This is a genomic window from Ensifer sp. 1H6 (assembly GCF_001976035.1).
GTDB lineage: Bacteria > Pseudomonadota > Alphaproteobacteria > Rhizobiales > Rhizobiaceae > Ensifer > Ensifer canadensis.
In genome coordinates, this window is record NZ_MOAI01000001.1 from 155,679 (window position 1) to 173,929 (window position 18,251).

The following is an 18,251-nucleotide window of genomic DNA, read 5'->3' on the forward strand; positions in this document are numbered from 1 at the left end:
TGCCTCAGCCAAGGATCGCCTTGGGCTCAAGATGAGCCTCCAAGCCCACGACGCCGCGTTCGCGGCCAATTCCCGACTGTTTGAACCCACCGAAGGGTGCCAGGGGCTCGTGGGGTGCTCCGTTGATGACGACTCGCCCGGCCTCCAGGCGCGCGGCAACCCGTCGCGCCCTCACGGGATCTGACGACAGGACATAGGATTGCAAGCCGTAGGTCGTGTCGTTGGCGATGGCGATAGCGTCTTCCTCCGTGGCGTAGCCGATCACGCTCAGCACAGGTCCGAAGATTTCCTCGCGCGCGATCCGCATGTCGTTGGTGACGTTGGCAAAGACGGTCGGCTGCACGAACCAGCCGCGCTCAAGGCCTTCAGGTCGGCCCTCGCCGCCGACCAGCAGCGTCGCGCCTTCCTCCTGTCCAAGCTTCAGATAGGATTGCACCCGGTCCCACTGCTTCCGGCTGACCATTGGGCCAACGGACACTTCGGGGTTGGTCGGATCGCCGGCGCGGACCGCCTCGACCTCGGCCTTCAGCCTCGCCAGGGTCTCTGCCATTCTGCGTTCCGGGACGAGAACCCGCGTCCCCGCTACGCAAGCCTGGCCGCTGTTCATGAAACCGGACGCCACCACCACTGGGATCGCCTCATCGAGATCGGCATCGTCCAAAATGATTTGCGGCCCCTTGCCACCGAGCTCCAGCGTCACGCGTTTCATCGTCTCTGCGGCCGACCGCAGGATCGACCGTCCAACTGCTGTCGAACCGGTGAACGTCACCTTGGCGACGTCGGGGTGAGAGGCGAACTCCGCACCGACGACATCACCCCGTCCGGTGACGATGTTGAACAGACCTGCAGGAGCACCCGCCTCATGCAGCGCCTCGGTGACGATCCGGGTCTGGATTGCGCTCATTTCGCTGGGTTTGATCACGATGGTGCAGCCGGCGGCGATAGCCATCGCCATCTTGCCGCAGATGAAGGAGGCATTGCTGTTCCAGGGCGTGATGGCGGCGACGACGCCCAAGGGCATCATGCGCACGTCCGCACGGCCGATGGTCTGGTTGAAATCATAAGCCTCAAGCGTTTCCGCCGCCTCCAGAAAGGCAGTGGCCGCCATGTTCACCATCCAACCGGCGCGGCTCTTCGGCGCGCCGTATTCCTCGACGATAGCGTCGAGCTGATCGTCGAACCGGGCGGCGACCACGTCATGGAAACGGCGCAACAGGACGATCCGCTCCTCCTTGCTGGTCTGCGACCACGCCGGCAGCGCGCGTTTCGCAGCAGCAATTGCGGCGCGGGCGTCCTCGACGTCGCCCAGGCGCACCGCGCCGATCGCTTGTTCGGTAGTCGGGTTGAAAAGCTGGAACCGCTCAGTCCCGTGCGGCGTGACGAAGGCGCCATCGATGTAGATTTCGTTGATATCGCGCATAGTCGTTCTCCTGTTGAAACCAGGATGTAGCGCCTTCCGATTGCGTGTATAAGACCGTGAAAGAGACGCAAACTGTCCCGGAAACCAGCGCAATGAATCGCAGCGGCCTGATTGAACTGGAAGCCGTGGTGGCGGTGGCCCGACGCGGTGGATTTCGCGCCGCCGCCCGCGACCTTGGCATGTCCTCCTCAGCCCTCAGTCACGCGGTCGCGGGTCTCGAGGCGCGGCTTGGCGTACGCCTGTTCGATCGCACCACCCGCAGCGTTTCCCTGTCGGCGGCGGGCGAGCAGTTCATCGCGGAGGTCGCTCCGGCCCTTTCGCAAATCCACGCCGCCATCGAGAATGTCGATCAGCACCGCGAGCGCCCTTCCGGCACGCTGCGGCTGAACACCTCGCTCGGCGCAGCGCGGATGATCCTGTCGCCGCTGATCCTCGAATATCTCCGGCGCCATCCGGAGATGAAGGTCGAGCTGGTGACCGACAATCGGCTGATCGATCTTGTGGAGGAAGGATTTGATGCCGGCTTCCGCCTTCAGGAGAGCCTGTCGGCGGACATGATCGCCGTGCCGTTCAGCCGGACGATCCGTTCCATCGTCGTCGGGTCGCCCGCCTATTTTGCGGGCCGCGAACAGCCGCGCGTGCCCGCCGACCTGCTGCGCCATGCCTGCATCCGCATGCGCATGTCCTCCGGTTCGATCTATCGCTGGGAATTCGAGAAGCGCGGCGAGACGGTGGAGATTGACGTTCCCGGCGTCCTGACGCTCGACGAAACCGCATTGATGCACGAGGCGGTTCTCGCCGGCGTCGGCCTGTTGCTGATCACGGAAGACCTGGTCGCCGAGGATCTGGCGGCGAGACGGCTGATCCAGGTGCTGGATGACTGGACCCCGGCCTATCCCGGCCTCAGCCTCTACTACCCCGGGCGCCGGCACGCGCCCGCCAAACTACGCGCCTTCATCGATCTCGTGAAGGAACGATCTCGATAAGCGATAACGTCTCCTTGGCCCCCTTGACAGTATCTGTAAAAACATTGCATCGTTAATTGAAGCGTAGGCCTGTGCCTCGCAAGAATTGCCCCGTTCAACCCACGTTGATGACGATCCGGAGTTCGCACCTCCTGGAACAGGGTCCTAGCGAAACTGGCCAATTGCCAGTTCAACTATGGAGCTGGTGGGGGCATGGAAACCGAACTTCCCTTTGGTAATATTTTTTGCTTTCAGCATGATTGGAAGACCTCAACCGCTGGTCGGTTAGTCTATGGCTTTCATTGCGTTATCTGCCGCAATACGCGCCAGTCTGACGCCCGTCGCAAGTCCCCTGCCAAGAGCGACGTGGTCGCATCAGAGCCGGTCGACGTCCACTCGAAGCGTTTCACAGTCATTGCTCGGTCCCAGGGTATCCATAAAATTATCGGCAGCCTCGATTTCGTTCGCGGAATCAGGATCCGTTCGATCGAGGGTGGCGAAACTGCCTTGCCGCTCGGTCTCTTCGATGATCCGGTTCACCTCTTAGAGCGCGCAGCGCCGCCGGGCACCGCTCCTGAAAATCGGTTTGGGCACCCTGCCCCTGTTGCACGACGACACGTCTCTCGTGCGCGTTCCAGCAACGTCGACGATAAGCGGCAACGATCTCTCATTCAGGCATGAGCCCATGCTCGGCATAGGCCTGTGCCCCGATGGCTATGCCGACGTGTCTGACCGAAATGGGGTTCAACTCAAAACGCAACTCAGCAAAGGTATGGAGGAGTTTACCTTGGCAATTATAGAAGAGGGAAGTGCATCAAGCAGGCGCCCGGAAGACGAAAAACTCAGCATCGGCGCCAATATCGCATATGGATTACAGCACGTTCTGACGATGTACGGCGGCATAGTCGCCGTACCCCTTATTGTCGGACAGGCGGCGGGGCTTAGCCCAAGTGACATCGGCCTCCTGGTGACGGCGTCGCTTTTTGCCGGTGGTCTGGCCACCATCCTGCAAACATTGGGATTGCCATTCTTCGGGAGCCGTCTGCCGCTTGTGCAGGGCGTTTCGTTCTCGGGGGTTGCAACAATGGTGGCGATTTCCGGCAATGGGGGAATACCGTCTATTCTCGGCGCCGTCATCGCGGCGTCGTTGATCGGGCTATTGATTACGCCCGTATTCTCACGGATTACCCGTTTCTTCCCACCCCTAGTCACCGGTATCGTCATCACCACCATTGGACTGACGCTGATGCCGGTCGCCGCGTTCTGGGCAATGGGCGGCAACAACAGTTCTCCCGATTTCGGAAGCCCGGCAAATATCCAGCTGGCCGCCACAACGCTCGCCATCGTTCTCCTGCTCAGCAAACTTGGAAGCGCATCGGTTTCAAGGCTCTCCATCCTGCTTGCGCTCGTGATCGGAACGGGCATCGCCTATGCCGTTGGCATGACCGACTTTTCACAAGTCGGAAATGGCCCCCTCTTCGCCCTGCCGACAATATTCCATTTCGGCTATCCCACCTTCGAGATCGCCGCCATCGTCTCGATGCTGATCGTCATCATCGTGACGCTCGTGGAGACATCAGCCGACATTCTCGCCGTTGGCGAGATCGTCGAAACGAAGGTTGATTCTCACCGCCTGGGCGATGGGCTTCGGGCCGACATGCTGTCGAGTATTCTCGCGCCGATCTTCGGTTCGTTCACACAGAGTGCCTTTGCCCAGAACGTCGGGCTTGTCGCCGTAACCGGCGTGAAGAGCCGCTATGTGGTGGCGACCGGCGGTCTTTTTCTCGTCGTCCTCGGCCTTCTGCCGGTCATGGGACGCGTTGTTGCAGCGGTGCCAAGTTCCGTTCTCGGTGGTGCCGGCATCGTCCTTTTCGGTACGGTCGCGGCAAGTGGCATACGCACGCTCTCCAAGGTCGACTACCACAACAACATGAACTTGATCATCGTCGCGACGTCGATCGGTTTCGGCATGATCCCCATCGCGTCGCCGGGATTCTACGAGCACTTCCCGGCATGGGTTGCGACGATCTTTCATTCCGGCATCAGTTCCGCTGCTTTGATGGCGATCGTCCTCAACCTGCTGTTCAATCATTTCAAAGCAGGAAATGCCGATCAGCAGTCAGTGTTCGTGGCCGGCACAGAACGGACGATCCGCTACAAGGACATCGTCCGGCTTCGCGACGGCGACTACTTCCTCAACGGCAAGCTCTATGACGAAAAAGGCATCGAAATACCGATGATTCCTGAGGGCGCTCACTGAGTATTGCTTTGAAAGCACGTCCGGATCGAAGTCTAAACTTTGATCCGGACCAACCGTTTCCCGACATTTCAAGGAGATAAAGAATGTCAGAAAAAATCGAAACGACGCGTCTGCTCGACGCCCTGCTGACAGCCATGGAGGCTGGCATCATCCCCGCCACGGAGGTCGGCGTCGCGGCCGGCAACAAGATCTTCGGAGCGGCGCTGCTGCGGAAATCGGACCTTTCCACTGTGCTCGTCGAAACCAACAACGAAACCGAGAATCCGTTATGGCACGGGGAGGTTCACACCCTGAAGCGCTTCTATGAGATGACCGGATCCGAGCGGCCGGATACGACGGACCTCATTTTCCTGTCGACCCATGAGCCGTGTTCGATGTGCCTTTCGGCGATCACCTGGGCAGGCTTCGACAACTTCTTTTACTTCTTCAGCCACGAGGATTCCCGGGATGCGTTTTCCATTCCGCACGATTTGAAGATCCTGAAGGAAGTCTTCACGCTGGAGCCAGGGGGCTACAATCGGACGAATTCATTCTGGAAAGGACAGTCGATCATGGGGCTGATCGACGGAGTGCCGGAACCGCAGCATTCGCTTTTGAAGGAAAGAGCAACTGCAATCGGGCGCAAATACGACGACCTCTCCGCAGTTTATCAAGCCAGCAAAGGGGATAATGCAATCCCCCTCAACTAACGCGCCGATCCGTCCCTTTCGCGCCGGTCTCGATAGAAACCGTTGCCTACTGCATGTTTCCTTAAATCGCATTCGATTTAAGGACGAAAACATACAGCAATTCAAAGTGCTACAGCGACCTTTGCGCGTCGAATAGGACGCGCGGTGCTGTAGGCTGATTGAAGAGTACGCATCGGGTGTAGTCCTTGCTGGGGCTACACCCGGCATCCTACCCACTTCAGAAACCAGCCGCCGATCATCCGGCAAACCCATTCGACGGCCGAGAACGGACGCCTTGATGCCAGTTTTAATCTAGTGAGATTCATGGAAAGCAAAATTTAACCATACTTGTTCATTCTTTGTCGATCCGTCGTCAAAAAAGGGGACAATCCGGGAAATTGCGCAGCGGTGGTCGCTCGTCGGCCCGAGAGCGTTTGCGAGATTTACTGGCTTGAGATGCGTTTGAGTAAGGTCGTTCGTTCACAGTCTTTGCGCCGTCTGTTGCGTCCACTGCTGATCACCTGTTGCGGCATCGCCCTTGCCGGCGCGGCCGCGGGATCCGTCGTGGGTGCAGTCGCGATGGGCAGCTATTTCGGTCACGGTTCGGGCAACCTCCTGCCCAAACCACAACTCTATGCGGCGCAGCACAAAAAAGAGCGCCCGTGGGTCAAGCAGGCAAGGGTCGAACAGACGCCGAGGCTGGTCGCCGTGGCCGAGCCCGTCGTGCTCGCAAGCCTTAGCGGCGCCGAAGGGAAACTCCCCCGCAGGGCCGATATCTTTGGAGATGCCGAGACGAGTGGCAAGGCTGCACGCTTCAGTTCCGGTGCGAAGCAGGCTGCATTGACATCCGAGCAGCTCGCCAGCCACTTCAGGGCCTCTCATTCCGTCACGCCAGGCCGCGCGATCGCCAGTCTTGACGCGCCTGCGCCGGAACGGTTCGGGCCGCCGCGCGCCGTAGCAACCGACAAGCCCTTGGTCTCGTTGGCCTATGCGGCCCCCTCTCAGAGCGCAACGGACAGCGCTGTGTTTTCGGCGTTGCTGACGGTACCAATGGAGGACGACCTCGCGGCCTCGCCGGACCCGAACGCCGAAGATGAGGCCGTTGCCCTGCCAGACTACGAGGACACGCCGTCTTCGGGACCGAAGCCGCAGTTCCGTCCCGGCGGAGATCAAGCCCAAAAGCCTACCGCTGAAACAGAGAAACCCGAGACCCGGCGAGCCAAGGACGACGCAGCGCCGAAGGCCGAAGAACGCGAAACGCCAAAGCAGCAACAGCTTGCCTTTGTGCGGCCGGACAATCCGGCGGACAAAAGATCGGGCGGTGGCCTCGGCGCACTGCGCAACCTATTCGGCGGTGGTGCCCGGGCAGGAAATGGCGTCGCCGTCTACGACATCACCGCCGCGAAGGTCTATATGCCCGACGGCAGCGTGCTCGAAGCCCATTCCGGCATCGGCAAGATGGCCGACAATCCGCGTTACGTAAACGTCAAGATGACCGGACCCACCCCACCGCACACCTACAATCTCAAGATGCGCGAAACGCGCTTCCATGGGGTCGAGGCGGTCCGCATGCTGCCTGTCGACGGAAAGAACAAGCACGGCCGAGACGGTTTCCTGACCCACAGCTACCTGCTGCGCAGCGGCCGGGCGGAATCGCATGGCTGCGTCGCCTTCAAGGACTACAAGCGTTTCCTCACAGCGTTCAAAGAAGGCAAGGTCAGGCAGATCGTCGTGGTTCCGAGCGGCGGACGCGCGGCCGGCATACAGATGGCATCGAACGGAAAGAAGGGCTGACGGACAACATCCCGGCAGTCGCGGTAGTGATGGCCGCCAAGGCGTTTCGCCAACGCGACTGAGAAGGACGCGGCTTGGAGTATTCCAGCTACATCATCTCCGCGCGAAGGCCATAAAGGTCAAAGACATTCCAAATTCGCTGCCATTAGGTTGAGACGTAGACGTTCATGCCGGCGAGAAATTGCGGACGCGTTCCCGTATCGCTTCCACCTGATCGACAGGCCGGATATGGCCGGTCCGGCATTACAACCTCAACAGCCAGGCCTCTACCTTGCCCTTGCCCTTGACTTCGATAGGGCCGCGCGGCTCGAAGACGAAGTGGTCTTTGAGCTTTTCGTAGACAGGGCGCGTCACCTGAACCGCGTCGGGCACGCCGCCTGATTCCATCCTGCTGGCAAGGTTCACCGTATCGCCCCACAGGTCGTAGATGTACTTGCTCTTGCCGATGATGCCGGCCACGACCGGCCCGGTATTGACACCAACCCTGAGCTTCATCGAGACGTTGTTTTCCATCGCGTGCTCTCGGGTAATGTGAACCATGCGGATAGCCATGCGCACCATCCGCTCGGAGTGGTTAGCCACCGGCTCGGGCAAGCCACACACCGCCATATAGGCGTCACCAAGCGTCTTGATCTTCTCGATTCCGAGTTCATTGGCGGCGACATCGAAGCGCGTGAATAGCCCATTGAGAAACGTGACGACCTCGTGTGGCGGCATCTCCGATGACAGAGCCGTGAAGCCAACCAGATCCGCGAAGGCGACGGTCACCTCGGCGAAGCCGTCGGCGATCCCAGCCTCGCCACCGCGCAACCGGTTGGCGATCGGAGCCGGCAGCACGTTGAGGAGCAGTTCCTCGTTCTCACGATTCTTGTTCTCGATCACGACATTTTTTTCGTGCAGCGTCTCGACCATGCCGTTGAAGGCTGAGCAGAGTTGGCCCACCTCGTCGCGCGTGCGAACTGGCACACTGGCTCCATAGTCGCCGGCCGCGAAGCGCTTTACTCCGGCAGTGAGTTCACGCAGCGGTCCGAGCAGTGCGCGCGAAAGCCATGCGGCCGTCACGGCCACCGCCAACAGCGCCAATCCCCCGACGATCAGCAGCTCCTGGCGGAGCTGGGCGATCGGCGCGAAGGCCTCGGCGCTGTCAATTTTAGCGACGAGCGCCCACCTGACGCCGGGTATCTCGAGCGGGCCCCACGAGGCGAGTGTCGGCACGCCGCGGTACCCGATGATCTCGCCGGTGTTTTCGACACCGGCAAGTGCTGCCCGAGATGCTTCGGTGTCGATGCGCTGATGCATCACCGGCGTCCCGTAACGCTGAATGGCGGCGATCTCCTCGTCCGAGGCACCGACAGACTTGAGTTCGGCGAAGTACGCCTCCCGGTTCTCGTAGAATGTCCGCGGTCCAGAGCGCACCAGATAGTCGGGTCCAATTAAATATGCCTCGCCCGTGTCGCCGAACCCTTCCTGTCGCCACCGGCGACCACCAGTGACGACGTTGTCGATCTCCTCGTTCGACAGTTGCGCCACCAGCACCCCGATGACGACACCCTTATCAATCACCGGTGCTCCCATGAAGGCAATTGGCGCCCCACCGGTCGGTGCATATGGAGCGAAATCCTCGAGGCAGATGGCCGATTGCCCGGCGGGCTCTGCACAGCGAGCGACAGCGGCTGCGACGTTGGAGCGACGGTAGGGGCCGAATTGCAGGGACGTGGTGAAATCGAGTTCTTTCTGGACTGTGTAGATCAGGCGACCCGACTTGGGATCAGCAATCATGAAATCGAAGAAACCGACCATCGAGGCGGCTGCGCGCATCAATGGATGATAGGTGGCATGCAGCCTGGTGTATTCGCTGCCATCACCGGCATCATCGAGCAGCTTGCGTCGCTCCGCCGGGTTCGGATTTTCCACGATGTAGTGATACTGCAGATAGTACGGAGCGCCACCAACCGGCAGATAGTCGGACAGCTCCGGTTGCCTTCCCAGGATACTCGTCATCTGCGGGATGAAGTTCGCAGCGTACCAATCTTGGACCTTCTGCCGAAGGTCAGGCTGTACGCCTGCGCGATCGAGCTGGTCGACTGCAATCCGGAATTCGCGCGTCGCATCAACCACCATCTTGGAGGCGGCGAGCAGGCGCAGTTCCGCTGCGATGGTGCGAAAATAGGTTTCGACTTGACGCGTCTTGTTCTGACGGGCGGCCGTGAGTTGGTCGAAAACCGCTTTTTCGATGGCGTCACGGGCACGGAAGTAACCGAGTACACCGGTCACCAAGATCGCGGCGGCGCCAAGCAGGACGAGCGTCGTAAACAGCTTTGCGGCCAACCCCCAGCGCGGGGGTCGGGATATTCCGGTCATATCTGGCGAACGCATGAATCCACTCCCACCAATAACGCGAAGTGCCGGGCAAATACCGTCAATGGTGATGATCCGAACGTCGCACCTCTGCTACAGCAGACTGTTCAAGGTGGAACCGTCATCTGCTGCCTGTTGGGCAGTGCCAACCTCGGCGTATAGCAGATGCCATCTTAAGCTAGAAACCACTCGACGGCCAACGTCGTATTCGATTTAAGGATAAAAACATGCAGCAATTCAAAGTGCTACAGCGACCTTTGCGCGTCTAACAAGACGCGCGGCGTTGTAGCGAGAAGGTGTCGTCGCAGCTGTAAGTGACGTTCGTCGAAAGATTGTACTCCTCGAACTTCTCGGAGCGCTCCGTGTAAGACAGGTTCTGTCGCGAGAACGAGATGATTTTCTCACCCTCCAGATCCTCGATGCCGATCTCGCGTCACGCTCGACATAGCGACTGTCCTAACGATCGAAGTGCCATCACCGCGCGAGCCATCCTCCATCCACCGGAATGATAGCTCCAGTCACATAGGATGCATGCGGGCTTGCCAGAAACAGGACCGCGGTCGCCAGATCTTCAGGAACGCCCCATCGCCCGACGGGAATACGTTCGAGGATTTGCCTCTGTCGCTCCGGATCCGCTCGCAGGGCCGCGGTGTTGTCAGTTTCCATATAGCCGGGCGCGATCGCGTTGACGGTGACACCGGATGCAGCCAACTCGTTTGCCATCAGCTTCGTCAGCCCCGCCACCGCATGCTTGGAGGCGGTATAGGCCGGAACCCGGATGCCCCCCTGGAAGGAGAGCAGCGATGCGATGTTGATGATGCGGCCGAAGCGACGCGAAACCATGCCGCGCGCAACGGCCTGGCTGAGGAAGAACAGGCTCTTCTCGTTGACGTTCGTCACCACGTCCCAATCAGCCTCGGAGTAGTCGAGCAGATCGGCACGCCTGATCGTTCCGGCATTGTTGACCAGGATATCGATTGGCCCGGTTTGCTCGTCGATCTCGCCGACGAGAGAGCGAAAATCGTTGGGTTGCGAAAGATCCGCCTGGATGCCGAGGAATCGGCGTCCGACAGCTTCGATCAACTCTCTGGTTTCCGGCATCGGCGTCGACCCGAGGCCCACGATGTCGGCCCCTGCCTTCGCAAGCGCGAGTGCCGTCGCCTGCCCCAGCCCTCCCCGGGCGCCTGTGACCAGCGCCCACTTGCCGGAAAGACTGAACAGATCCCCAATCTCGGTCATCGCAGGGTCTCCATTGCCACAAAATCCATGTCGGCGAAGGACTGGTTATCGCCTGCCATTGCCCACACGAAGGCATAGGAGCCCGTGCCGCTGCCACTGTGGATCGACCACGGGGGCGAAATGACCGCCTGCTCGTTGCGAACGATCAGGTGACGCGTCGCCTCGGGCCGCCCCATGAGATGGACGACCATACGATCTTCCGGCATGTCGAAATAGAGGTAGGCTTCCATGCGCCGATCGTGAAGGTGCGCAGGCATGGTGTTCCAGACGCTCCCCGGCTCGAACCGCGTGATGCCGAGCATGAGCTGGCAGGTCGGCAACAGGCCATCATGGACATATTTGTAGATGGTGCGCTTGTTGGCGGCCTCGCTCGTCCCGAGCGCCTGGGGAGACGCTTCATCCTGGGGGATCTTGCGGGTGGGGTGGCTGGCATGCGCGGGCGCCGAGACGCCATAGAGTTTTGGAGGCGATGCCTCGTCCACGGCGGCAAAGGACACGCCTTTCGCACCCTTGCCGATGTAGAGCGCCTCAAAAGGCGCAATGACATGATCCACGGCATCGACAGATATTCTCGCCGCGCCGCCGCCAAGGTTCACGACGGCCAGTTCCCGCCGCTCGAGAAAATCGGCAACGCCAGCGGATTTCGCGAGCTCGGCGCTGAAGGCGAGCGGTGCAGCTTCCGGCCGGATGCCGAGCAGAACCAGGCGGTCATAGTGGCTGTATGTGGCGCGGATCTCGCCGGCAACGAAGAGATCCTTGATGAGGAAATGGCGCCGCAGCCCCTCGGTGTCGAGCGTCTCGGCCTGTTCGAAATGTATAGCTTGGCGAATATCCATCAGTTCTTGTCCTCGACTTGCAAAATGGGCCGGCGTCAACCGCCGGTCAGGCACTCGTATTTCTGCTCATAAGGGTGACCGGCCGGCCCTTTGCCTTGATCAGGGCTTCAAGCGCTGGCAGGTCGGGGGCCGGCGGCAAGCGCGTCAGCGTGCTGCGCCCGGCGGCCGGATCGGCGCTCGCCAGGACGGCTGCAAAAAGCGTGCTCTTTCCGGGGGGGGAGTTCGGCCGTCAACTGCGGCACCAGCGTCCTTCCGGCAATCAGGTTGGTGTTCGGCTGGGCGATATGCGCTTTGCCGGCACGGATGACCGACGAGCCGAGATCGACGATCGCCGACAGGTCGTGCGGAGTTGCAACAACAGCGTTGCCAGCTTCACCTTCCAGTGCATCGGCAAGCCGATCGCTTCGGGCGATCGCAAAGCCGCCTTCCTTGGTTAGGACCGCTCGCTCGGCCCAGACGCGATGGGTGCGGACATGGAAATCGCCATGACAGTAGAGCCAGGTTTCGACCAGGATGTCGCCATTGGGCCGCCAGCGCGCGTAGAGGACGTCATCGGCGATCAGCACTTGCTCGTTGGCCTGGCGGACATGGAACTGGAGACCGTCGCTGCTGAATCCGATCATGCCGTCCAGGACAGCGTCGGCGAAACGGTTGGGGTCACTTTCCACGCTGAAACCGTAGCGGGCGGAATAGACGAACTTGCTGTATTTCTCGGCACCGAACCGTGCCCAGGTGTTTTGCGGACCCGTTTGCTGGCCACCGCAAAGCGCGATGGCATCACCAGGAGGGTTCCTGATGATCATGCCCGTGTGCACGTGCACGGCGACGTCGGCGCGCGGTGGGCAATCCGCCTCTTCAGCGCTCCAGAAGGGGTGTTGCTCCGGTAAGGCCAGCGGCAGAAACGCCTTCAAGGCCCAATAGGGCGACTGCGGTGAGTTGTAGGTCTCGCACATCAGAAGGTTCGGGTAAGCGTAACCAACCGGCAGGATGCCGTCTCTCGACGCCATCGGCTGCTTGGCCCACCAGCGCAGATTGCGCAGATAGAAGCCCTTCAGTTGCCCCCAAGGCAGCGCCTCCTCGCCGGCAAATGCCAGAGCGCCGAAGAAACCGGCGATGGCAAAGCGATAGGTCATCGACCGGCCAAACGCCAATGCGGCGCCATCATCGGCAAACCAACGCGTCATATCGCCGGCGGCGAGACGCGCACGCTCGCGATAGGGCTGCGTGTAGGCGCGGCCGTCGAGCACGGCAAGAATGAGCCCATAGAAGTGAAAGGCGAAGGGGATGTAGTGGTCGGCACGGCGCGCGTCGCCATCGCTGTACCAGCCATCACCGAAATAGAAAGTCTCGATTTCGTCGATATAGGCCTGGTCCAAGTCCCGATCGTGATCGGCGCCGACGGAATCCAGCCCCAGGCTGATGAGCAGCCGGAAGAACTTCCAGTTGTTCTCAGAAAACCGGCAGGCATGCCCTGACTTGAGATAGGCGACGACGTTCTCGCGCTCATCTGGCTCAAGAGGAGCCCAGAGTTTGTCCGGCACGAGACGCAACGCAATGCCGATTGCCGCGAGCTCGACGAGGCGCTGGTTGCGATCCGTCGGCTGCCCCCAATATTCCGGATGGTGCGGATCCGTGCCACACGCAAGACCGCGTGCGATCGGCTTCCAGTCGATCCAGTCGGCACCGCCGACCTGCGCCGGCACCAGCCCCCACAACAACCGCGAGAAGCCCTCGAGATCGGCTGCCGCCTGATCGAAATGCGCAGCGGTCGCGTCGAACCGCAACCGCGCGCCACCGGCCGACCGGTAGGATTCGGCCGGGTCGCAGAGCGATTTCAGCGCGCGCTCGACATCGGCCCGCGTGCGCAGTTCATTGCCCGACCACGGATGGAACAGGCTGTCGGGGTATATGCCATCTGTCATTGGCCATTCCTGTCTTGGGAGGCTTATGGTGCAGGGCCCAGGGCGAGCCGTTGGAAACGTCAGCTCCTGAGGATGCGGTTTGCCTGCGCGACCAGCTCCTCGCCGGCTGCAGCGACCGTCAGCTGGCCGAAGGCAACCTGGTCGGCGATCGGTCGGAACACGCGTTCCTCCAGCTCGGAGGCCCCGATCGGAACCTGGGGCGGAAAGGCGCCCACCCGTCCCGCTATCGAGGAAATGTAGTCCACCGATCGTTTCGAGACATCGTCGACAAGAGGCGTCACCGCCTCCCTGACATCAAGGTTGATCGGCACGCCGCGTTCCACGCCGAGAATTTTGCCGGCCGCGAGGTCGTTGATGAAGAAATCGAGGAACCGGGCTGCAAGCTCCGGCTGCCTCGAGGTGCTGGCAATCCCGAAATGCAGGCTCGCCTTGTAGAACAGGCCGGAAGGTCCCGCCGCGTCGGCGATCGGTAGCGAGGTGATCCCCAGCCTGTTCTTAGCGAGCGCCTGATAGCCGAGCAACTGGTTGGAAAAGGCGATCGCCATCACCGCGTGACCGGTTGAAAGCGGATTGGAATCGATCTGAAGCTTGTCCATTGCCTGGACCTCGGCCGACACGCAGCCGCCGTTCTTCGCCAGACTTTCCCAATAGCCGTACCAGTCGCTGGCATCGGTGGCATCGAAGCCGATCCGGCCATCTTCGCCGTACAGTCGCTTGCCGCGCTGAACGAGAAACGCCTCAAAGGCATAGCTGTAGCGCGCGCCGTTGCCGACCGCCCAGACATTCTTCCGGCCGATCGCCTTGGTGATGTCGATGCAGAGCCTGGCAAAATCGTCCCAGGTCGTCGTCGGTCCGGGCGGCGCAATGGCGGCCTCGTCGAAGGCGACACTGTCGTAAAGCAGAGCAAACGCATTCAACGACAGGGGCATGCCGACGACCTTGCCGTCGACCGCCCCGAGATCGAGGACGCCGGGCATCAACTTGTCGGTACGGATTACGCTTCCCAGGTAATCGCCGAGCGGAAGCAGGGTGTTGCGGCGGGCGTAGTCGGCAAAGCGGCTTGGCGCGAGCTGGAAAATATCGGGCGCATTGCCGCCGGCCAGCATCGTCGTCAGCTTCGACCAATAGTCGTTGCCGCCAACCTCGCCATTGATCTTCACGCCGGGATTTGCGGCCTCGAACAACCTGGCAACACCAAGCGTGCGCTCGGCGCGTGCGGGAGAACCGAACCAGAAGAGGCGCATCGTTGCGCTATCCGCCAGTGCCGAGCGCAACGGCGATTGCAAAAACGTTGCCGCGCCCCCGAACAACAACCCCAATTGCAAAAATTCGCGTCTGCCAAGCATGGTCCTCTCCCGAAAGCTTCGATTTCTGTGCGCCGCCGACCTCCTTCGGCGGCGCACTTGGGCGCATAGGCGATTTCGACAAGCGAAGCGGCCACTATCGTCGCGAGACGATCAGCCCTTGAGAATTCGGCCGCCTTCCGCAACCAACTGATCAGCCGCTTCTGCGGGCGTCACTTGGCCAAAGGCCACCTTGTCTGCCAGCGGCCGGAAGGCGCGTGTGTCGAATTCGGAGGCGCCGACCGGCACTGGCGGAGGATAGGCGCCGACCCGGCCGGCAATCGACGAGATGTAGTCGACCGTCCGTTTCGACACGTCGTCGATCAGCGGAACGACCGCGCCCTTGACGTCGGTGTTGACGGGAACGCCGCGCTCGACGCCGAGAACCTTGCCGGCAGCCATATCGTTGACGAAGAAGTCAATGAACCGGGCAGCAAGTTCCGGATTTTCGCAGGTGCTTGCAATGCCGAAATGCAGACCCGGCCGGTAGAACAGGCCGGACGGTCCTGATGGATCCGTCACCGGCAAGGTGGTGATCCCTAGCGGGTTCTTCATCGCCGACTGGTAGCCGAGAAGCTGGTTCGAAAACGCGATGGCCATAGCGGCCTTGCCGGTTGCCAGCGGGTTTGAATCGACCTGGATCTGGTCCATCGACTGAACTTCGGCCGACACGCAGCCGCCGTTCTTGGCGAGGCTCTCCCAGTAGCCATACCAGTCTTTGGCATCGTTGACATCGAAACCGATCTTGCCGTCCTCGCCGTACAATCGCTTGCCGCGCTGGTTCAAGAATGCATCAAAGGCATAGGTGTAACGTGATGCGTTGCCGACCGCCCAAACGTTCTTGCGGTCGATCGCCTTGGTCAGTTCGACACAAAGTTTGGCGAACTCGTCCCACGTGGTCGCGGCCCCCGGCGGATTGAGCCCGGCCTGCTTGAAGGCTTCCGTGTCATAGAACAATGCGAACGCGTTGAGCGACAGCGGCATGCCCGCCACCTTGCCGTCAACGGTTCCAAGCTCCAGCACACCCGGCGCGAGCTTGTCGGTGCGAATGGACTTGCCGAGGAAATCGTTGAGCGGAAGCGTGGTGTTACGGCGCGCATAGTCGGCAAATCGGCCAGGCTCGAGCTGGAAAATATCAGGGGCATTGCCGCCAACAAGCATCGTCGTCAGTTTCGACCAATAGTCGTTGCCGCCGACTTCGCCGTTGATCTTGACATCCGGATTGGCGGCTTCAAACAGCCGGGCGACGCCAAGGGTGCGCTCGGCGCGCGCAGGCGTGCCCCACCAGTAGAGCCGCATCGTGGCGCTGTCGGCAAATGCGGTCCGCAGCGGAAGCTGCGAAAATGCAGCCGCTCCGCCGAGCAGCAGGCCGTTGCGTAGAAGTTCGCGTCGATTGATCATGAATTCCTCCCTTTGGTTCCGTTTTTGCCTGAGCCTAGTCGGCAAGCCTGCGCCCTTCGGCGTCGAAGAGATGGCAATGTTCCGGCGCGATGCTGACGCTCAGCGTTTCGCCCGTGCCAAGCAGTGTCTGGCCTTCCATGGCGACGATGAGCGCCTGCTTGTCGGGCATACGCCCATAGACGATGGTCTGGCCGCCGAGATGCTCGATATGGGTGATCGTCAATGTCCCCAGATGGATGCCGCCCGCGCCGTTGGCCCTGATATGCTCCGGGCGAACGCCAAGACTGAGGGTCGCCCCGATCTCGGCTCTCTCGACCAGCGGCACCGCGACATCGGCACCGGCAAGACCGATGACAACACCGTCGTCGCGGCGCCCCACCACGGATACATCCAGGAAATTCATCTTGGGCGAACCGATGAAGCCGGCGACAAAGCGGTTGACCGGCCTGTTGTAGATTTCGAGCGGCGTTCCCTGCTGCTCGATCCGGCCGGCGCGCAGCACGACGATCCGGTCAGCGAGCGTCATGGCTTCGACCTGGTCATGGGTGACATAGATCATCGTGGCGCCGATGTCGGCGTGGAGCTTTGCAATCTCGACACGGGTCTGCACGCGAAGCTCGGCATCCAAGTTGGACAGGGGTTCGTCGAACAGGAAGATTTTCGGATCGCGCACGATGGCGCGGCCGATGGCCACTCGTTGACGCTGGCCGCCCGACAGCTGCTTTGGCTTGCGTTCGAGCAGCTGCGTGATCTGCAGGATTTCGGCGGCCTTGCGCACCCGCTGGTCGATCTCGGGCTTTGGCATGCGCATGGTTTCAAGACCAAACGACATGTTCTTGTAGACGCTCATATGCGGATAGAGGGCGTAGGACTGAAAGACCATGGCGATGCCGCGCTCGGAGGCTGCCTTCTCATTCATCCTGGCGCCGCCAATCGCCAGCTCGCCGCCGGAGATGGGCTCCAGCCCGGCAATCATGCGCAAGAGCGTTGACTTGCCGCACCCCGACGGGCCGACGAAAACGACGAACTCGCCGCTGCCGATCTGGAGGTCGACGCCGCGGATGACCTCGACGGCACCGTAGCGCTTCTGGACTTGCTTCAAAGCGAGCGTCGTCATGGGGCTCCCCTTTCCTATTGCTTGTTCTGTGGTTTTTGTTCGCGGCACTACCGCTTCATGCCCGTCGTCGCGATGCCTTCGATCAGCAGCCGCTGGAACAGGAGGAAGAGGACGAAGATCGGCAATACGGTCAAAGTCGACATCGCAAGCAGAGCGCCCCAATCCGATTGCGCCGTGGCATCGACGAAGGTTCGAAGACCAAGCTGGGCCGTGTATTTCTCGATGTCGTTCAGATAGATCAGCGGCGCGAAGAAATCGTCCCAGGTCCAGATGAAGGAGAAGACTGCGGCGGTCGCCAGGACAGGCGTCGAAAGCGGCAGGATCACCTTGAGGAAGATGCGCAACGGCCCGGCGCCGTCCATGATGGCCGCCTCGTCGAGTTCGCGCGGGATGCCGCGGAAGAACTGAACCATCAGGAAGATGAAGAAGGCATCGATGGCGAAGAACTTCGGCACGACAAGCGGCATGATCGTGTTGACCCAGCCGAACTTGAGAAACATCAGATATTGCGGGATCAGCACCGCATGCTGCGGCATCATCAGGGTTCCGAGCATGAGCGCGAACCAGAACCCGCGTCCCTTGAACTGCAGCCGCGTGAAGGCATAGGCGGCCATCGAGCACGATATCAGGTTGCCGATGACGACCAGGACCGAGATCAGCAGCGAGTTGAGGAACAGGTGGCCGAAGCTGACGCTCAGGCCATTCCAACCGCGTCGGTAGGCATCGAGCGTAAACTCCTGCGGTATTAGCGATGTCGTCGCGAAGATCTCGTTTTCTGGCTTGAAGGAGCTCGAGACCATCCACAGCAACGGATAGAGCATGATGAAGCTCACGGCGGTCAGGAGCGCGTAGACCAACGCCCGCTTCAGCGGCGAGGATTTGGCTCCGTCGGGCATGGCAGCTGCCTCGACGACGTTCGACGCGTAGA

At 61.0% G+C, this 18,251-nt stretch carries 14 protein-coding genes and 1 pseudogene; 5 read left to right on the forward strand and 10 right to left on the reverse strand.

The annotated features are described in order from the left end of the window. Window positions 1-4 precede the first annotated feature (4 nt). The gene (locus BKP54_RS00705) at window positions 5-1,420 is read right to left on the reverse strand and encodes an aldehyde dehydrogenase family protein (RefSeq protein WP_057216984.1); all 1,416 of its coding nucleotides are present in this window, start codon (window positions 1,418-1,420) and stop codon (window positions 5-7) included. 92 nt (window positions 1,421-1,512) lie between these two features. On the opposite strand from BKP54_RS00705, the gene BKP54_RS00710 reads away from it, so the two are divergent. The 5 genes from BKP54_RS00710 (at window position 1,513) to BKP54_RS00725 (ending at window position 7,107) form a co-directional block, all read left to right on the forward strand. Then, complete coding sequence (locus BKP54_RS00710; protein ID WP_084814005.1) at window positions 1,513-2,406, forward strand: LysR family transcriptional regulator; 894 nt, start codon at window positions 1,513-1,515, stop codon at window positions 2,404-2,406. Window positions 2,407-2,598: 192 nt separating this feature from the next. Further along, window positions 2,599-3,066: a hypothetical protein gene (locus tag BKP54_RS34810; protein WP_128090339.1), complete on the forward strand. Its 468-nt coding sequence runs from the start codon at window positions 2,599-2,601 to the stop codon at window positions 3,064-3,066. A 91-nt stretch (window positions 3,067-3,157) separates the two neighbouring features. Next, entirely contained in the window at window positions 3,158-4,645 is a 1,488-nt protein-coding gene (locus BKP54_RS00715) for a nucleobase:cation symporter-2 family protein (RefSeq protein ID WP_128090365.1), read from the forward strand. A gap of 83 nt (window positions 4,646-4,728) precedes the next feature. Then, on the forward strand, window positions 4,729-5,334 hold the full coding sequence (locus tag BKP54_RS00720; protein WP_025430241.1) for a nucleoside deaminase: 606 nt from the start codon (window positions 4,729-4,731) through the stop codon (window positions 5,332-5,334). A gap of 441 nt (window positions 5,335-5,775) precedes the next feature. After that, window positions 5,776-7,107, forward strand: a complete 1,332-nt coding sequence (locus tag BKP54_RS00725; protein ID WP_245317751.1) for a DUF2778 domain-containing protein — start codon at window positions 5,776-5,778, stop codon at window positions 7,105-7,107. Window positions 7,108-7,350: 243 nt separating this feature from the next. Here BKP54_RS00725 and BKP54_RS00730 read toward each other — a convergent pair whose 3' ends face one another. From BKP54_RS00730 to BKP54_RS00770, 9 genes and pseudogenes are all read right to left on the reverse strand, one after another. Then, window positions 7,351-9,483, reverse strand: coding sequence for an adenylate/guanylate cyclase domain-containing protein (locus tag BKP54_RS00730; protein WP_244494263.1), 2,133 nt, complete (start codon window positions 9,481-9,483; stop codon window positions 7,351-7,353). A gap of 268 nt (window positions 9,484-9,751) precedes the next feature. Then, a pseudogene (locus tag BKP54_RS36315) lies at window positions 9,752-9,907 on the reverse strand (transcriptional regulator); the annotation flags it as partial. Window positions 9,908-9,939: 32 nt separating this feature from the next. Continuing rightward, window positions 9,940-10,704, reverse strand: coding sequence for a 2-dehydro-3-deoxy-D-gluconate 5-dehydrogenase KduD (gene kduD, locus BKP54_RS00740; protein WP_084814007.1), 765 nt, complete (start codon window positions 10,702-10,704; stop codon window positions 9,940-9,942). After that, entirely contained in the window at window positions 10,701-11,540 is an 840-nt protein-coding gene (gene kduI / locus BKP54_RS00745) for a 5-dehydro-4-deoxy-D-glucuronate isomerase (protein ID WP_084814008.1), read from the reverse strand. Before kduI ends, kduD begins: the two co-directional genes overlap by 4 nt. Window positions 11,541-11,647: 107 nt before the next feature. Next, window positions 11,648-13,462 carry a DUF2264 domain-containing protein gene (locus BKP54_RS00750; protein WP_348626712.1) on the reverse strand — a complete coding sequence of 605 codons (1,815 nt, stop codon included), beginning with the start codon at window positions 13,460-13,462 and terminating at the stop codon, window positions 11,648-11,650. A 59-nt stretch (window positions 13,463-13,521) separates the two neighbouring features. Beyond that, complete coding sequence (locus BKP54_RS00755) at window positions 13,522-14,808, reverse strand: ABC transporter substrate-binding protein (protein ID WP_084814009.1); 1,287 nt, start codon at window positions 14,806-14,808, stop codon at window positions 13,522-13,524. Window positions 14,809-14,919: 111 nt separating this feature from the next. Then, on the reverse strand, window positions 14,920-16,206 hold the full coding sequence (locus BKP54_RS00760) for a sugar ABC transporter substrate-binding protein (RefSeq protein WP_057207190.1): 1,287 nt from the start codon (window positions 16,204-16,206) through the stop codon (window positions 14,920-14,922). Window positions 16,207-16,240: 34 nt separating this feature from the next. Beyond that, window positions 16,241-17,323, reverse strand: a complete 1,083-nt coding sequence (gene ugpC / locus BKP54_RS00765; RefSeq protein WP_084814010.1) for a sn-glycerol-3-phosphate ABC transporter ATP-binding protein UgpC — start codon at window positions 17,321-17,323, stop codon at window positions 16,241-16,243. A gap of 47 nt (window positions 17,324-17,370) precedes the next feature. Beyond that, on the reverse strand, window positions 17,371-18,219 hold the full coding sequence (locus BKP54_RS00770; protein ID WP_051509368.1) for a carbohydrate ABC transporter permease: 849 nt from the start codon (window positions 18,217-18,219) through the stop codon (window positions 17,371-17,373). Between the last annotated feature and the right edge of the window lie 32 nt (window positions 18,220-18,251).

Coding starts and splice junctions, on each gene's coding strand:
- BKP54_RS00705 (WP_057216984.1), bottom strand. CDS start 1,420: ATGCGCGATATCAACGAAATCTACATCGATGGCGCCTTCGTCACGCCG.
- BKP54_RS00710 (WP_084814005.1), top strand. CDS start 1,513: ATGAATCGCAGCGGCCTGATTGAACTGGAAGCCGTGGTGGCGGTGGCC.
- BKP54_RS34810 (WP_128090339.1), top strand. CDS start 2,599: ATGGAAACCGAACTTCCCTTTGGTAATATTTTTTGCTTTCAGCATGAT.
- BKP54_RS00715 (WP_128090365.1), top strand. CDS start 3,158: ATGGAGGAGTTTACCTTGGCAATTATAGAAGAGGGAAGTGCATCAAGC.
- BKP54_RS00720 (WP_025430241.1), top strand. CDS start 4,729: ATGTCAGAAAAAATCGAAACGACGCGTCTGCTCGACGCCCTGCTGACA.
- BKP54_RS00730 (WP_244494263.1), bottom strand. CDS start 9,483: ATGCGTTCGCCAGATATGACCGGAATATCCCGACCCCCGCGCTGGGGG.
- kduD (WP_084814007.1), bottom strand. CDS start 10,704: ATGACCGAGATTGGGGATCTGTTCAGTCTTTCCGGCAAGTGGGCGCTG.
- kduI (WP_084814008.1), bottom strand. CDS start 11,540: ATGGATATTCGCCAAGCTATACATTTCGAACAGGCCGAGACGCTCGAC.
- BKP54_RS00750 (WP_348626712.1), bottom strand. CDS start 13,462: ATGACAGATGGCATATACCCCGACAGCCTGTTCCATCCGTGGTCGGGC.
- BKP54_RS00755 (WP_084814009.1), bottom strand. CDS start 14,808: ATGCTTGGCAGACGCGAATTTTTGCAATTGGGGTTGTTGTTCGGGGGC.
- BKP54_RS00760 (WP_057207190.1), bottom strand. CDS start 16,206: ATGATCAATCGACGCGAACTTCTACGCAACGGCCTGCTGCTCGGCGGA.
- ugpC (WP_084814010.1), bottom strand. CDS start 17,323: ATGACGACGCTCGCTTTGAAGCAAGTCCAGAAGCGCTACGGTGCCGTC.
- BKP54_RS00770 (WP_051509368.1), bottom strand. CDS start 18,219: ATGCCCGACGGAGCCAAATCCTCGCCGCTGAAGCGGGCGTTGGTCTAC.